The following is a 14,427-nucleotide window of genomic DNA, read 5'->3' on the forward strand; positions in this document are numbered from 1 at the left end:
AATAGATTTCTTATGAAATCCCTTATTTTACGCCACGCTCATTTGCTATAGTTCTATCTTTTTTACATATTCCATCTAAGTGGAAAGATCGTCCGTCGTCAGAAAATCAATCTCCTGATTGGTCCACTCTTGCTTTTCCCAGCTTTCATTGTATGTCCAGACGTTGATACTGATTCCCTTGTCTTTTGCATAGGCTACCATATCGCTGCTGATTCTGGATGCTGCAATCCCACTGTGGGACAATTCTGCCATTTGGTCGATTGTTTCCTGCGTCCCTTCCTCCACCAGATATTTGATACGGATAATCTCAGAACATTCCCGGATCTTCTTTAGCTGATCCAGACTGCCGCTTAGACATACCACGGAATCTTCCATCCCAAGTTCCTGTATTTTTTGCACAAGCGAAATAATATCTTCTACAGAGGTAAACTTAAGATCTAATACAGCATTTGCACCACTTTGTTGACATACTTCCAAAAATTCCTCCATGGTCGGCACCCTTGCATATGGATATGCCCAACTGTTGCTGCCACTGTCAATTGTCAACATCTGGATCTCATCTAAGGTCATCTCCGCAATCACTCCGGTTCCATCGGTCATGCGATCTACAGTTGGATCGTGCATACATACAAATGCCCCATCTGCAGTCCGGTGAATATCTGCCTCAATTCCCCATGCACCACTCTGCGCTGCCAGTTCATAGGCAGGAAGCGTATTTTCCGGTGCCTCAGAACTGTACCCACGATGTGCAATGACCTTTGTTCCACTATTTTTTACTGCAAGTTCTGTCGTCTGTTCCAATGCCTGTTCTATATTCCCTCCAAGCAGCGGTACTGCTTTTTCCACTGTAGTTTCCGGAAGTATCCTTGCCTTCAAGTCTAACGTATAGCTTCTACTATACACAAAGATCCCTGCAGCCACACAGAGGATTGCCCCGGCGGTACATCCGAGAAATATCTTCTGCCTCCGCACCTTTCTGCGCCGCAGTTCCTTCATTCGTTTGAGCTTCTGCTCTCTCAATGTATATTCTGACATGACTGTCACCTGCTATACTTGAAAACATCCGCCGCCGACAAATTCTCGAAGAAGCGAGTTTTTCGGAATATTTTCGCTTCCGACACCGACAAAATACTCGAGGAACTTCAGAAGTCTTTTTGCTTCTGTATACTCTTCACACTCTTTGTCGATACCAAATAAAATCGGCTCTGCATACTGCTTTAACACTGCCAGTTCATAAATCAGCGCAGAGTTAAACATAACATCTGCATCTTCCTGATAAGGGAAAATATTTTCCTCCTCCCCGCGTCTGACAGAAGGCCACATCCGGATTGTCTGTTGGGCAGAAGTTCCCCGCGTTCTCGCATCTCTTACCAGTCTGCGGATCAGACGACCGTCTGTCGTAGGAATCCGGTTGTGCTCATCGATATTTAACTGTGTCAATGCACTGATGTAAATTTTAAATTTATTTTCTGCTGCCAGCTTATAAGTCATCGCATCATTCAGACAGTGGATTCCTTCGATGACAAGGACATCATTTGCCCCAAGCTTTTTCGGCTTTGAAATATATTCTCGCTTTCCAGTCTTAAAATTAAATGTCGGAAGCTGTACTTCCTTTCCTTCCAGAAGATCTGTCATGTCTTGATTAAATTTCTCTAGATCAATCGCCTCCAGACATTCAAAATTGTAGTTACCGTTCTCATCCTTCGGCGTCAGTTCCCGGTCTACAAAATAATTGTCAACCGCGATCGGATGCGGCACAAGCCCATTGACTCTGAGCTGTACAGACAGTCTGTGGGAAAAAGTAGTCTTTCCCGAAGAGGACGGCCCTGCGATCAAAATAAAACGCACTTCCGGTCTGGCTGCGATCTGCGCTGCAATCGAGGCAATCTTACTTTCCTGAAGCGCCTCCTGCACAAGCATCTCCTCAAGGATATCCCCCTTTGTGATAATGTCATTCAGCTCTCCGACCGTCTCAATTCCCTGCATATCTCCCCATCTTGTAGATTCCTTCAACACCTGGAATAATTTATTCTGAGGTACAAACGGCGGCACCTCTTTTGGCGCTGACGCTACCGGCATTTGGATAACAAATCCTTCATCATATAAATGCAGTTCAAAATATTTCAAGTATCTTGTGCTCGGAAGCATATACCCATAGTAGTAATCTTCGAACTCATTCAAACTGTACAGATTCACTTTCGATCCTCTCCGATACTCAAAAAGCTTCTCTTTATCCACCATCCCGTACTGGTGAAAAAGCGCTGTGGCATCCGGTGTCGATACACTTCTCTTTTTAATCGGTATGTCTGCTTCTACGATATCCCGCATACGGATTGTCACCCGGTTTAAGAAATCCTGATTGACGACAACATTCCCCTCTACTTTGCAATAATACCCTTTGCTTACAGAATAGAGGATTCTCACTTTATCTATATTTTCATGCCCTGCCACGTTATAAACAGCCTTCACAAGCAAAAGGCTCATACTCCTTCTGTAAGTCTGGTTTCCAATTGCCTCACCGGTTGTGACAAACTTTAATACACAGTCTTTCTTTAACTTTTTCCCAAGCTCCTGAAGACGGTTGTCTACAAAAACAAGCACAATATCATTTTCATACTCTGCCTGAAAATCTTCTGAAATCTTCTCATAAGTTGTCCCCGCTTCATACTGGCGGAGTACCTTCCCAACCTGAACGGTATATCTCTGTTGTTCCACCTGTTTCCCTTCTTTCTTCTCTGTCATCTTACATTCTATGCTACACAACAGAAAACGGATGACTGATCGGAGCACACTTGATATCCAGTTTTTCAAATCTTTCTTCCAAAAACTTTCTCATGTCCTCTATAAAAATATGTTCCATTCCATAATGCCCGGCATCCATGATCGTAAGTCCCTTCGCCTCAGCATCTATTCCAGAATGATGATCAATATCTCCGGTAATCAGCACCTCTGCTTTCTTTCTGATCGCCTCCCCGATTACACTCTTCCCAGATCCTGGGCAGACCGCCACTCTCTGAATTTTTCTGTCCAAATCCCCAAACACTTTTATGTTCGAAAGGGCAAACCGCTCTTTGACAAGTTCACAGCATTCCCTCACAGTCATCGCACTTGCAAACTGCCCGGATTTGCCGATTCCTTTCTCCGGTTCTTTTGGCTCAGTCTGTTCCAACACCTCTATGGACTGTAAGCCTAGACGGTTGGCCGCAAGATCTGCCATCCGCAGTACATCATAGTTCGTATGCATCGCATAATAGGAAATATCGTGCTGCAGCAATTGTACAACACGATTTCCAATAAAATCCTGATCTGAAATTTTCTTTAACCCCTTAAAAATCAATGGATGATGCGTAATGAGTAAATCTGCCTTCACCCGAACCGCTTCCTGGATTACTTCCTCGGTCACATCCAGCGCAAGATAAACGCTTTTCACCTCTTTGTTGGCTCGTCCGACAAGAAGCCCTACATTATCCCACTCACATGCATACGAAACCGGATATACTTCTTCGATTTTCTCTGTCAATTCCTTACAAAGCATCGCTCTTTCCTCCCGTTTCTTCTATTTCTTTTGCTTTCCCCCAGATTCCCACTGTCCTAAGATTCCTTCTACACATGCAGTCTCCTTCTGCAGTGCTTCTCTTCTCTGGCAAATATGATCACCACTTTTATCGTCCAATTCTCTTAATACCTTTCGCTTCATATCCAGCTCTCTATGAAGAAAGCTTTGGAGTACCGGATGCCTCTGAGAAAGAAGTTCTTTTCCATAACATGCCTCTTCTTTCGTCAGTGTATACGGACTTCCCGGACACACTTTCATGATCGGATAAAATTTGCCTTCCTCCAGCACCATGTCTTCAGCAAGTATTTCATACCCCTGCTCTGCCAAATATTCCCGGACTTTATAAAGTTCCGACTGGGGCTGTAAGATCAGCGCTTTCAAACTTCTTGCTGTCGCACTGCTCTCCTCCAAGATCTTGATCGTCAATGCTCCGCCCATTCCGGCAATAATCGCACAATCTGCCTCTTCTGCCTTTAGCTCTTTCATCCCGTCAGACCTTCTTGTATCGATCTTTTCAGAAAGCTCTGCCGCCTGAATATGTGCTCTTGCGCGGTCAAGCGGTCCGATATTGATATCCATCGCAACTGCTCTCGGACATCTTCCCTCCTGCACAAGTGCGATTGGAATATACCCGTGGTCTGTTCCGATGTCTGCTACAACCATCCCATCATCCACGAGATCTGCCACAGCACGCAGCCGTTCTGATAATTCTGTCATCACTTTTCCTTCCTCTCTAGTCAAGATAATCTCTCAACTTCCGGCTTCTGCTTGGATGACGAAGCTTTCTCAGCGCTTTTGCCTCAATCTGACGAATTCTCTCTCTTGTGACATCAAATTCTTTTCCAACTTCTTCCAGTGTTCTTGCACGTCCATCATTCATACCAAAACGAAGTCTTAACACTTTCTGCTCTCTGTCTGTCAGTGTACTGAGCACTTCATCCAGCTGTTCCTTCAAAAGGGTTGCTGCGGCAGCCTCTGCCGGAACCGGAACATTATCATCCTGAATGAAATCGCCAAGATGACTGTCTTCTTCCTCACCAATCGGTGTTTCCAAAGATACCGGCTCCTGGGAAATCTTAAGAATTTCTCTGACTCTGTCCACCGGCATATCAAGTTCTTTTGCAATCTCCTCCGGAAGCGGTTCTCTTCCAAGTTCCTGAAGCAGTTGTCTGGATACACGGATCAGTTTATTGATCGTCTCTACCATGTGCACCGGGATACGAATCGTTCTCGCCTGATCTGCAATGGCTCTTGTGATTGCCTGACGGATCCACCATGTCGCATAAGTACTGAATTTAAATCCTTTATTGTAGTCAAATTTCTCTACTGCCTTGATCAGACCGAGATTTCCTTCCTGAATCAAATCCAGGAACAGCATTCCTCTTCCAACGTATCTCTTTGCAATGCTGACAACAAGACGGAGGTTTGCCTCTGCAAGACGCTTTTTCGCATCTTCATCGCCTTCTTCCATTCTTCTTGCAAGTTCGATTTCTTCCTCTGCACTTAACAGCGGTACTTTTCCGATTTCTTTCAGATACATCCGGACCGGATCTTCAATGCTGATTCCATCCGGCACTGAGAGGTCGATTTTCTCCATATCCACCTCATCTTCCTCTGTGAGCATGATCTCGATATCATCGTCGTCCTCATCGCCCTCTCCGATTCTAAGCACATCGATATTGCTCGCCTCAAGCGCCTCAAACACCTTATCCATCTGCTCAGAATCCAGTTCCATATCTGAAAAGAAATCATTGATCTCCTGTAATTCCAGAATGCTTTTCTTCTTTTTCCCAAGTGCAATGAGTTCTTTTACTTTCTCAATCAGTTTTAATGTATTTTCTTCCATTCGTGTCTATCCTCCATAATCTGTTTCTATTTTATCCTTAATTGATGGAAATATGCAGTTTTTGCAGATCCTGCACCGCTCTTTTACTCTCCATCAACCGCTGTAATCCCACAATATCGGTCGGTTCTAAATTTCTTGTCGCCGTCTCGATGCTGTTCTCTTTCACACGGATGATTGTCTCTTTGAGTGCTTTCTCCTGCTCACTTTTGGTCGTCAGTTCCCTGATCTTCGTATGGAACAAAGCTGCCACCTCCCGGTGCTCCTCCTCATCTGTGAAGTGGTTCATAATTTTTGCCGGATTGACTTCTCCTTTCTCATACTGCTCATAGAGCAGTAAAGCAACGGTCCGGTAAAGCTCCGTAGTAAAATCTTCCGGCATAATGTATTTCCGGATCATTCCAAACAGAGATTCATCTTCGATCATCCATGTAAGCAGAATCTTTTGCGACTGAAGCATGCCATCTTCTTTTTGCTGTTCTTTTGCATGTGTCGTCCGCGGTCTTGCCACCGGTGACGCCATCCCCGACTGCACCGCCGCTTTCGCCACTAATTTCCGCAGACTATCATATCCGATATGGTAAGCTTCTGCCACGGCATCGATATAGTTGTTGCGTTCAATTTCCTCTTCGAACTGCGCCAGCCTCTTTGCCGCCTCATAGTAGAACTCTGTCTTTCCTTCCGGAGTATGCATATCATACTGTCGCTCCAAAATCTCCAGGCTGAACATAAATCCATTGCGTGCCTTTCCAATCCGCTGTTCAAATGCTTCTGCACCAAGATTTTTAATAAATTCATCGGGATCTTTATATGGGTCCATACGGATCACTTTTGCACTGATCCCGGCTTCCTTTAAGATCGGCACTGCCCTAAGAGCTGCTTTCGTACCAGCCTCATCACTGTCGTAAGTCAGATAGACTTCACTGACATACCGCTTGATCAGAGAGGCATGTCCCGCTGTCAGCGCTGTTCCAAGCGAGGCAACCGCATTGGTAAATCCTGCCTGGTGAAGTGAGATCACATCCATATAGCCCTCGCAGATCAGAAAATATGGTTTTCGCGATGTGCGCGCCCGATGCAATCCATAAAGATTCCGGCTCTTATCAAAGATCAGTGTCTCCGGCGAGTTGAGATATTTCGGTTTCCCATCCCCCATGACTCTCCCGCCAAAACCGATGACACGGTTGTTCGCATCCATGATTGGAAACATGACACGGTTCCAAAATTTATCATAGATTCCGTGTTTCTCATCCGTATTGATCAGTCCCGCCTGCCGGATCAGATCGTCTGAATATCCCTTTTCCCTGAGAAATTTATACAGATCATCGCTGTATTTATTGGAATATCCAAGTCCGAACTGTGTGATCGTTGTATCGGTAAGCCCTCTGTCTGTCAGATAACGGTAAGCATGTTCTCCGTTTTTCCCTTTTAACTGTGAGTAAAAATACCGTGCCGCAAGCTTATTCATCTCCAGAAGTGTATTCTTTAGGTTCGCTTTCTCTTTTGCTTCCTTAGAGTATTCCATTTCCGGAAGTTCCACTCCCGCGCGCTCCGCAAGCATTTTTAATGCTTCCACAAACGAGTAATTCTCATATTCCATAATAAATGTAAAGACATTGCCCCCTGCCCCACAGCCGAAGCAGTAGTACATCTGTTTATCCCTGCTCACAGAAAACGACGGGGACTTCTCACTGTGAAATGGACAAAGTCCAAAATAAGAACTTCCCTTTTTCTGCAATTTCACATAGCTGGAAATCACATCTACAATATCATTTTTCATGCGGACTTCTTCCACGATGTCTTCTGAATAATACATGATTTCCCCCTTTCCAAAACTGTCTCAAAATCCTTACGTTATAAATATTCGACAAAACTTTCTCATTTCCTTTAAATTTTCCAAGATTCTGGAATAAAAATTTCCTGATACTGCTTTACGGCATATAAATCAGTCATACCCGCAATAAAATCACAGACATTTTGCTCTTTCTTGCCTTCTCCTCGTTCGATTCTGTCTCTATATTTTTCCGGTAGTTCTGAAATATGCTCTATGTAATACATATAGAGCTGCTCCACAAGGTGTACTGCTTTCTTCTCCTCTGCTTTTGCTCTGGAATTCTGATAGACTTCCGCAAACATAAACTTCCGAAGCTCCGCAGTTGCCTCCCCAATCTCCGGCGACATCCTAATCTCCGGGCAGTCCATACTCTGCGTGATCACGTCATGGATCATTGCATTCATCCTCTGTCTCGGTGAGGCTCCGAGTGTCTTGCGAAGCTCCTTTGGGATTCTCTCCTCTGTCAGAATTCCTCCGCGGATCGCATCGTCTGTATCGTGTGCAATGTAGGCTATTTTATCTGACAATCTGACAATCTGGCCCTCCAGAGTGGATGGTCGTCCTGCAGTCTTATGATTTAAGATGCCATCCCTCACTTCCTTTGTAAGATTAAGGCCTTGTCCCTGATTTTCCAACACTTCCACGACCCGGACACTCTGCTCATTGTGTCGGAATCCGTTCGGGCACACGCGGTTCAGCGCCCGCTCTCCGGCATGTCCATACGGCGTGTGTCCAAGATCATGTCCAAGCGCGATCGCCTCCGTCAGGTCTTCATTGAGCCGCAGTGCCTTGGCGATCGTCCGGGCATTCTGTGATACTTCCAACGTATGTGTCAGCCTCGTCCGGTAATGATCTCCTTTCGGCATCAAAAATACCTGCGTTTTCTGCTTTAGTCGCCGAAACGCCTTACAATGTAAGATCCGATCCCGGTCTCTTTGATATACTGGACGGATATCGCATGGAATCTCCTCTCTGTCACGGCCTTTGGAGTTTACACTCATCGCTGCATAAGGACTTAAATATTCTAGTTCTCTTTGTTCCATCTGCTCCCTGATCGTCATCTGTCCACCTTCTTATCTGCTTTCTAATCTTTTCTCGATTGCTTCGATCACTGCCTCCAGCACTTTGATCCTCGCATAGTATTTACAGTTTCCTTCCACGATCACCCAAGGTGCTTCCGGCGTAGATGTACGGATCAGCATCTCATTAACCGCCTCCTCATAGGCATCCCATTTGTCTCTGTTGCGCCAGTCTTCCTCTGTGATCTTCCACTGTTTTTCCGGATTTTTCTGCCGCTCTTCAAACCGCTTTCTCTGTTCCTCTTTGTCAATCTGCATCCAAAACTTCAGTACGATCGCACCGGACTGTACAAACTGTGCCTCCATGTCATTGATCTCTTTGAATGCTCTCTGCCACTCCTTCTTCGTACAGAACCCTTCAATCCGCTCTACCATCACCCTTCCATACCATGTCCGATCATATACCGCCACATGTCCTTTCTTCGGCACATTCTTCCAGAACCGCCAGAGATAATGGTGCGCCTTCTCATAGTCATTTGGTGCAGCGGTCGTATTCACTGTAAATCCTCTCGGATCCATTTTTTCCGTCAGGCGTTTGATCGCCCCTCCTTTTCCTCCGGCATCCCATCCTTCAAATCCGATGATCACTGGAATCTGTCTACGGTACAGTTCCCCGTGCAACTTCTTGATTTTCTTTTGCAGTTTCTTTTTCTTCTTATGGTATTCTTTCTCCGTATAGCTTTTTGTCAGATCCACTTTCGCAAGCACCGATTCCTCTAACTCTCGGTTTTCCCACGTTTCTGTCTCTTCCGTCTCTTGTGAAATTTCTCGCCCGGCTTCCGCCTTCTTCTCGGCAACCGCTTCCTTGAGCGCTTCGATCACAGTCGTGTAGATCTTAACCGTTGCGAATCTGCGGTCTGTCGCCTCCACGATCGTCCACGGTGCGTAGTCTGTATCCGTTCTCTGCAGCGCCTCCTCGATCATTCGGACATAGCTATCGTACTTTTCATTTTTCTCCCAATCTTCCCGTGACACCCTCCATGCAGTCTCCTTTGACTCCAGAAGTTTCTCAAACCGCTTTTTCTGTTCTTTCTGATCGATTGCGAGAAACAATTTAATCATCACAGTTCCACTGGCGGTCAGCTGTTCTTCAAAAGAACAGATTGCCGCATAGGAATCTTCCACCTCCTCCTTCTCTGTGTTTCCCGAAAAACGATCCGCAAGTACTCTCCGGTACCAACTCGTATCGTAAATCGCAATCTTTCCATTTTCCGGTGTCTTGATCCAGAACCTTCGAAGGAATGGATATTTCTGTTCTTCCTCTGTCTCTCCAGTGATTGCATGAACACGGAACCCTCTTGGATCCAGCGCCTGTATGAGTTTTCCAATCTGGACGCCCTTCCCCGACGCTCCGAATCCTTCCAGTACGATCATCACAGGAATCTTATATGCATGGCATTCCCTCTGTAACCTGCCAAGTTCCAGTTCCAGTGCTTCCATCTTCTCGCGGTAGGATTGTTTTTCCAGTTTCTTTGTCAAATCAATTTTCTCCAACATACAAGCTTCCTCCTCATACTGTTATTTATTTGTACTGTGCAGACAGATTATTCAGAAAAAGAAGCGAAAAGGAACTATACATCTCTGTACAATTCCTTTCTCTTTCACTCCTCTCTTCCCATCATCTGCCACGAGCCTTTATCACAGTTTTTTGTTCTGTAATATGATAAAAAGGCATTTACAGCTACCTGTAAATGCCTGACATGCAGGAGATGGGACTTGAACCCACACGATCGCATTGATCACAAGATCCTTAGTCTTGCTCGTCTGCCAGTTCCGACACTCCTGCATCTCGCATATGTATTCACTTTTGAGCAATCTCATACGCTCCGAACGTACCCCGGTCACTTGAAACAGCAATGCAGGAGATGGGACTTGAACCCACACGATCGCATTGATCACAAGATCCTTAGTCTTGCTCGTCTGCCAATTCCGACACTCCTGCATGTCAACTTCTCTATGTCCGTCGTACAAACGATATATTACCATCCATCAGAACAAATGTCAACACTTTTTTCAATTTTTTATTCAATTTAAGTAATTTCTCCTTTTCCTCTGATGTACATCCAGCTTTCCCTCCTTTTTGCAGACTTTGCTCCAAACACTCGATTACGAAAATAGTCGCAAAAATTTTTTTATTTTTCATCCTCCTCTTTACAACAAAACAATGTTATGTTAATATCTACTCATAGCAAAACAATGTTTTATTAAAATCTTTTTAGTAACACATTATTTTATTAAAATTTTGATATAACTGATTCTAACAGGAGGTGCTATATGGACATTTCTCAAAAAGAGCTTTCAAAAAAAGACCTTTTAAAAACAACCGGAATTTCCTACGGACAGCTCTATCGCTGGAAACGGGAAGGCCTGATTCCAGAAGAATGGTTCGTGAAAAGACCCAGTCCGACCGGTCAGGAGACTTTCTTTCCAAAAGAACAGATTTTAAAACGAGTGCAGGCAATCCAGACTTTGAAAGACCGCTACTCTCTCGAGGAACTTGCAAAGCTTCTCTCCCCGGAAATTACAAACCGTGTTTTCACAGAAGAGGAACTAGAATGTTTCACAGAGATTGATATCCGTGTTGCAGCAGATTTCATGGACGTTCTTAACAAAGATACCTTTACCTTTATCGAAGTACTCGTGATGATCACCCTTTGCAGGTGGAAGGAACAAAATCTGATCCAGGAACATGAACTATACGATCTGATTCCAAATGTAGCCACGACTGCCGCAAATATCACAGAGATTAAGACCTTTTTTCTGCTTCTTGCGGTAAATGAAGCACATTATGGTCTGTTTCTTCTCAATCCTTCCCCGGAAGGATCACTCTTGCTTGACGAGCGGATCAAAGTCGTCTGCCAGATTTCTCTCCAGGAACTCTGCCATGAGATCAAACTCAAATACAAAGACACCTTTTCTTTTACATTCGATGAAGAGACTGTCAAAAACAGTTAAATTTTTTATCACTTTTCAACAGCATTTTTCAAGCAGTATTTAACGCTGCTCAAAGAAGGAGGAAATTTTTATGAAGACGGATACTAAAATCAGCGGTTCCGGAAAAATCGGACAGGGAGAATATAACTTGATCAAGATCAGCGGCAGCGGCGCAATTGAAGGTCCAGTAACCTTTGAAACTTTCAAAGTCAGCGGCTCCTGTAAAGTATGTCCGGATGCGACACTGGAAGGAAATGAGATGCACATCAGCGGATCCATTCATTCTCAAAGTGAAATTAAGGTAAATACACTGCATGTCAGCGGTTCTCTTCATTCTGAAAACGATATGAAAGTCCGTTCTCTCAAAGCCAGTGGTTCCTGCCACCTGCAGGGGAAAATTTATGCAGATGAAATTTATGTTTCTGGTTCTTTGAAAAACTCAGAAGAAGTCAATGCTGATATCGTCGAGATTCGTGGCATGGCAACTTTAAATGACTTGTTCGGAGAACAGATTACTTTTATTCCCGAAAACTGCAACAGCTTTAACTTCTTTCGTTTTGCAAAACATCGGAAACTCAGCAACGTAAAAAATATTGAGTGTACAACCCTGGAAGCCGGATGTCTGCAGTGTGACACGATCAGCGCTGAAAATATTCTCCTGACAGACGGCTGTGTCGTAAATCATATCCAGTGCGATGGTACGCTTTCCTATGACAGCACTTGTCAGATTGGCACTGTGGAAGGAAACTGTGCACAGAAATTATTATCCTAATCCAGTATCACACCCGCTATCTCTACAGAAAAACTTTTTATCCCAACGCTTGACAAAAGCCAAAACAAGCCTTACAGGAAAGCAATTTCTTCCTCTGCAAGGCTTGTTTTTACTTACTTTTCTCTACAATGTATTCAATTCTTCTGCTACCTGATGCAGATTTTCCCGGATTGAAATTTTCTGTGGACAGACTTTCTCACATTTTCCGCATCGGATACAATGATCTGCCTTCGCTTTTTCATCCATTCCAGACCATTTTTTCTTCGTCTGTTCTGTATTTTGGTATACTGCCTGATCGTTCCAGATTCTGAAATTTCCCGGAATATCTACTCCCGCCGGACATGGCATACAGTAAGCACAACCGGTGCATCCGTTCTTCACACGCGATTTCAAAGTATCCGCTGTGTTCTCGATCAACTTCTGTTCCTTCTCTGATAACGGCTCAAATGTCTCAAAAATACTAAGATTATCTTCCACTTGTCCCATCGTACTCATACCGCTTAAGATGACTTTTACATTTGGAAGTGTTCCGACAAATCGAAGCGCCCACGATGCAATACTCGCCTGTGCCCGCTCCTTTGTCAACTGTTCTTCAATCTCTGTCGGAAGAGATGCAAGCATTCCTCCTTTGACCGGTTCCATAACAATGACCGGAATGCCTTTCTCCTCTGCCAAATGATATCCTTTCATTCCAGCCTGGATTTCTGTATCCATATAATTGAGCTGAATCTGACAAAAATCCCATGGATAATAATTTAGAATCTCCTCAAATACTTCATAATCATCATGGAAGGAAAATCCAAGATAACGGATCTTTCCTGCCGCACGCATTTCTTCCAGATATGGTACGATCCCAAGCGCTTTTACCTTCTCAAATTTTGCACGGTCAAGCGCATGAAGCAGATAAAAATCTACATAATCTTTGTGCAGACGTTCCATCTGTTCCTCAAAAACCTTTTTCGCATCCTCCAGTGTATCCAGCTTCCAGATTGGCAGCTTTGTCGCAAGATAGTAAGAATCACGGTCATATTTTTCCAGCACTCTCCCCACGAAAGGTTCACTGTCCCCATTGTGATACGGATATGCTGTATCAATGTAATTGACACCCGCTGCGATTGCCCGGTCGATCATGTTCTCTGCTTCTGCCTCGTCAATCTTCTGATCCGCTGTCAATGGAAATCTCATACATCCAAATCCAAGAAGTGACGTTTGGATCCCCAATTTTTCAAATGCTCTTTTTTCCATAAAAATCCCTTCCTTTTCTACTGCTGTATATCATTACTGTTACTCTTTTGCCCTGACTGCCCAGCGCATTTTAGTAGAACGAGCGCGGCTGTTCCTTGTGCACTCCTCCGCTGAAGGACGGATGACATCCTGAGCGATCTCGCTGTAAATCCCTGCTCGCTTCAGCTCTTTGAAAGCCTTCTTTACGATCCGGTCTTCCCCTGAATGAAATGTAAGGATCGCCACCCTTCCGCCCGGTGCCAGTGCCGCCGGCAATTTCTCCATAAATGCATAGAGTACCTCAAACTCACTGTTCACATCAATCCGAAGCGCCTGAAATGTTCTCTGGCACGATTTCTTTACCGCTTCTTTCTGCTCCCGCTCCGGCAGGAAAGATAACGCCTCTTCAATCGCTTTCTGAAGTTGGATCGTCGTCTCCACCGGCTCTCCTTTTCTTAACTTTTCCATCACTGTGGCCGCAATCTCCTCTGCATAAGGCTCATCGGAATTTTCCCACAACATTCCTGCCAGTTCTTCTTCTGTCACCTCTTTGAGACGCTCCGCAGCCGATACCCCTTTCTGTGGATTCAGCCGAAGGTCAAGCGGTCCTTCCTTCTTATAGGTAAATCCTCTCTCCGGATTGTCAATCTGCATAGAAGACACTCCAAGATCTGCGAGGACGAAATCAAACGGACCTGCTTCTCTGGCAATCTGATCAATGTCCGCAAAATTCATCTGCCGGATGGTCAAAATCTCTTCTCCATATCCCGCTTTCTCCAATCGCTCTTTTGTCTTGACTGACTCAATCGGATCTACATCAAGCGCATATAGATGCCCCTGTCCCTGCAGACACTTTAACATTTCCTTTGTATGTCCACCATATCCCAGTGTGGCATCCAGTCCTTTCTGCCCCGGCTGGATCTGGAGAAAATCCAAGATCTCCTTCACACAGATAGAAATGTGCATCCCGACCGGAGTCCCTCCTTTTTGAATGACTTTCTCGATCGTCTCCGGATATTTCTCCGGCTGAAGCTCCTTATATTTCTCCTGATAGCTGCGCGGATGTGTCCCTTTATATCGAACGCGGCGCTTATGTTGCTTTTGTTCTGTCTGATTCTTCGGCACAGTAGTCTCTGCCTGAATCTCCTCCAGAGATTCTCTGTCATTTCTATCCTGGTCTTTCAT

13 protein-coding genes and 2 tRNA genes are annotated in these 14,427 nt (G+C 44.7%); 2 read left to right on the top strand and 13 right to left on the bottom strand.

Annotated elements, in window-relative coordinates; translation table 11 throughout:
* Window positions 1-75: 75 nt before the first annotated feature.
* From ACESPO_RS03630 to ACESPO_RS03680, 11 genes are all read right to left on the bottom strand, one after another.
* A complete protein-coding gene (locus ACESPO_RS03630; RefSeq protein ID WP_499788469.1) occupies window positions 76-1,035 on the bottom strand; it encodes a glycerophosphodiester phosphodiesterase in 960 nt (319 codons plus the stop codon).
* Between the two features lie 12 nt (window positions 1,036-1,047).
* A complete protein-coding gene (locus ACESPO_RS03635) occupies window positions 1,048-2,742 on the bottom strand; it encodes a nucleoside kinase (protein WP_165852499.1) in 1,695 nt (564 codons plus the stop codon).
* A gap of 13 nt (window positions 2,743-2,755) precedes the next feature.
* Window positions 2,756-3,535 carry a Nif3-like dinuclear metal center hexameric protein gene (locus ACESPO_RS03640; protein ID WP_499788470.1) on the bottom strand — a complete coding sequence of 260 codons (780 nt, stop codon included), beginning with the start codon at window positions 3,533-3,535 and terminating at the stop codon, window positions 2,756-2,758.
* 21 nt (window positions 3,536-3,556) lie between these two features.
* Window positions 3,557-4,273: a tRNA (adenine(22)-N(1))-methyltransferase gene (locus ACESPO_RS03645; protein ID WP_008976132.1), complete on the bottom strand. Its 717-nt coding sequence runs from the start codon at window positions 4,271-4,273 to the stop codon at window positions 3,557-3,559.
* Between the two features lie 16 nt (window positions 4,274-4,289).
* Window positions 4,290-5,402 (bottom strand): RNA polymerase sigma factor RpoD, encoded by a 1,113-nt coding sequence (rpoD, locus tag ACESPO_RS03650; RefSeq protein ID WP_008976133.1) that lies wholly within the window; start codon window positions 5,400-5,402, stop codon window positions 4,290-4,292.
* A 37-nt stretch (window positions 5,403-5,439) separates the two neighbouring features.
* Window positions 5,440-7,215: a DNA primase gene (gene dnaG / locus ACESPO_RS03655; protein ID WP_499788471.1), complete on the bottom strand. Its 1,776-nt coding sequence runs from the start codon at window positions 7,213-7,215 to the stop codon at window positions 5,440-5,442.
* Window positions 7,216-7,286: 71 nt separating this feature from the next.
* Window positions 7,287-8,294: a deoxyguanosinetriphosphate triphosphohydrolase gene (locus ACESPO_RS03660; RefSeq protein WP_016439203.1), complete on the bottom strand. Its 1,008-nt coding sequence runs from the start codon at window positions 8,292-8,294 to the stop codon at window positions 7,287-7,289.
* Window positions 8,295-8,306: 12 nt separating this feature from the next.
* Window positions 8,307-9,809 carry a polyphosphate:AMP phosphotransferase gene (pap, locus tag ACESPO_RS03665; protein ID WP_117576287.1) on the bottom strand — a complete coding sequence of 501 codons (1,503 nt, stop codon included), beginning with the start codon at window positions 9,807-9,809 and terminating at the stop codon, window positions 8,307-8,309.
* A gap of 204 nt (window positions 9,810-10,013) precedes the next feature.
* Window positions 10,014-10,098 (bottom strand) — tRNA-Leu (locus ACESPO_RS03670).
* Window positions 10,099-10,169: 71 nt separating this feature from the next.
* Window positions 10,170-10,254 (bottom strand) — tRNA-Leu (locus tag ACESPO_RS03675).
* Window positions 10,255-10,266: 12 nt separating this feature from the next.
* Window positions 10,267-10,455, bottom strand: coding sequence for a hypothetical protein (locus ACESPO_RS03680; protein ID WP_039861367.1), 189 nt, complete (start codon window positions 10,453-10,455; stop codon window positions 10,267-10,269).
* A gap of 131 nt (window positions 10,456-10,586) precedes the next feature.
* Between ACESPO_RS03680 and ACESPO_RS03685 the strand changes: the two genes are divergently transcribed.
* Window positions 10,587-11,267: a DUF4004 family protein gene (locus tag ACESPO_RS03685; protein WP_117576288.1), complete on the top strand. Its 681-nt coding sequence runs from the start codon at window positions 10,587-10,589 to the stop codon at window positions 11,265-11,267.
* A 70-nt stretch (window positions 11,268-11,337) separates the two neighbouring features.
* Window positions 11,338-12,018 carry a hypothetical protein gene (locus ACESPO_RS03690; RefSeq protein WP_016440211.1) on the top strand — a complete coding sequence of 227 codons (681 nt, stop codon included), beginning with the start codon at window positions 11,338-11,340 and terminating at the stop codon, window positions 12,016-12,018.
* A gap of 123 nt (window positions 12,019-12,141) precedes the next feature.
* Here ACESPO_RS03690 and ACESPO_RS03695 read toward each other — a convergent pair whose 3' ends face one another.
* A complete protein-coding gene (locus tag ACESPO_RS03695) occupies window positions 12,142-13,263 on the bottom strand; it encodes an aldo/keto reductase (protein ID WP_117576290.1) in 1,122 nt (373 codons plus the stop codon).
* Window positions 13,264-13,302: 39 nt separating this feature from the next.
* Complete coding sequence (gene rsmH, locus ACESPO_RS03700; RefSeq protein WP_117576291.1) at window positions 13,303-14,427, bottom strand: 16S rRNA (cytosine(1402)-N(4))-methyltransferase RsmH; 1,125 nt, start codon at window positions 14,425-14,427, stop codon at window positions 13,303-13,305.

This window comes from Coprococcus sp. HPP0074, from assembly GCF_964238105.1.
Taxonomy (GTDB): Bacteria; Bacillota; Clostridia; order Lachnospirales; family Lachnospiraceae; genus Faecalimonas; species Faecalimonas umbilicata.

Bases quoted from the DNA above. Each gene is read 5' to 3' on its own strand.
- ACESPO_RS03630 (WP_499788469.1), bottom strand. From the start codon at position 1,035: ATGTCAGAATATACATTGAGAGAGCAGAAGCTCAAACGAATGAAGGAA.
- ACESPO_RS03635 (WP_165852499.1), bottom strand. From the start codon at position 2,742: ATGACAGAGAAGAAAGAAGGGAAACAGGTGGAACAACAGAGATATACC.
- ACESPO_RS03640 (WP_499788470.1), bottom strand. From the start codon at position 3,535: ATGCTTTGTAAGGAATTGACAGAGAAAATCGAAGAAGTATATCCGGTT.
- ACESPO_RS03645 (WP_008976132.1), bottom strand. From the start codon at position 4,273: ATGACAGAATTATCAGAACGGCTGCGTGCTGTGGCAGATCTCGTGGAT.
- rpoD (WP_008976133.1), bottom strand. From the start codon at position 5,402: ATGGAAGAAAATACATTAAAACTGATTGAGAAAGTAAAAGAACTCATT.
- dnaG (WP_499788471.1), bottom strand. From the start codon at position 7,215: ATGTATTATTCAGAAGACATCGTGGAAGAAGTCCGCATGAAAAATGAT.
- ACESPO_RS03660 (WP_016439203.1), bottom strand. From the start codon at position 8,294: ATGACGATCAGGGAGCAGATGGAACAAAGAGAACTAGAATATTTAAGT.
- pap (WP_117576287.1), bottom strand. From the start codon at position 9,809: ATGTTGGAGAAAATTGATTTGACAAAGAAACTGGAAAAACAATCCTAC.
- ACESPO_RS03680 (WP_039861367.1), bottom strand. From the start codon at position 10,455: ATGAAAAATAAAAAAATTTTTGCGACTATTTTCGTAATCGAGTGTTTG.
- ACESPO_RS03685 (WP_117576288.1), top strand. From the start codon at position 10,587: ATGGACATTTCTCAAAAAGAGCTTTCAAAAAAAGACCTTTTAAAAACA.
- ACESPO_RS03690 (WP_016440211.1), top strand. From the start codon at position 11,338: ATGAAGACGGATACTAAAATCAGCGGTTCCGGAAAAATCGGACAGGGA.
- ACESPO_RS03695 (WP_117576290.1), bottom strand. From the start codon at position 13,263: ATGGAAAAAAGAGCATTTGAAAAATTGGGGATCCAAACGTCACTTCTT.
- rsmH (WP_117576291.1), bottom strand. From the start codon at position 14,427: ATGAAAGACCAGGATAGAAATGACAGAGAATCTCTGGAGGAGATTCAG.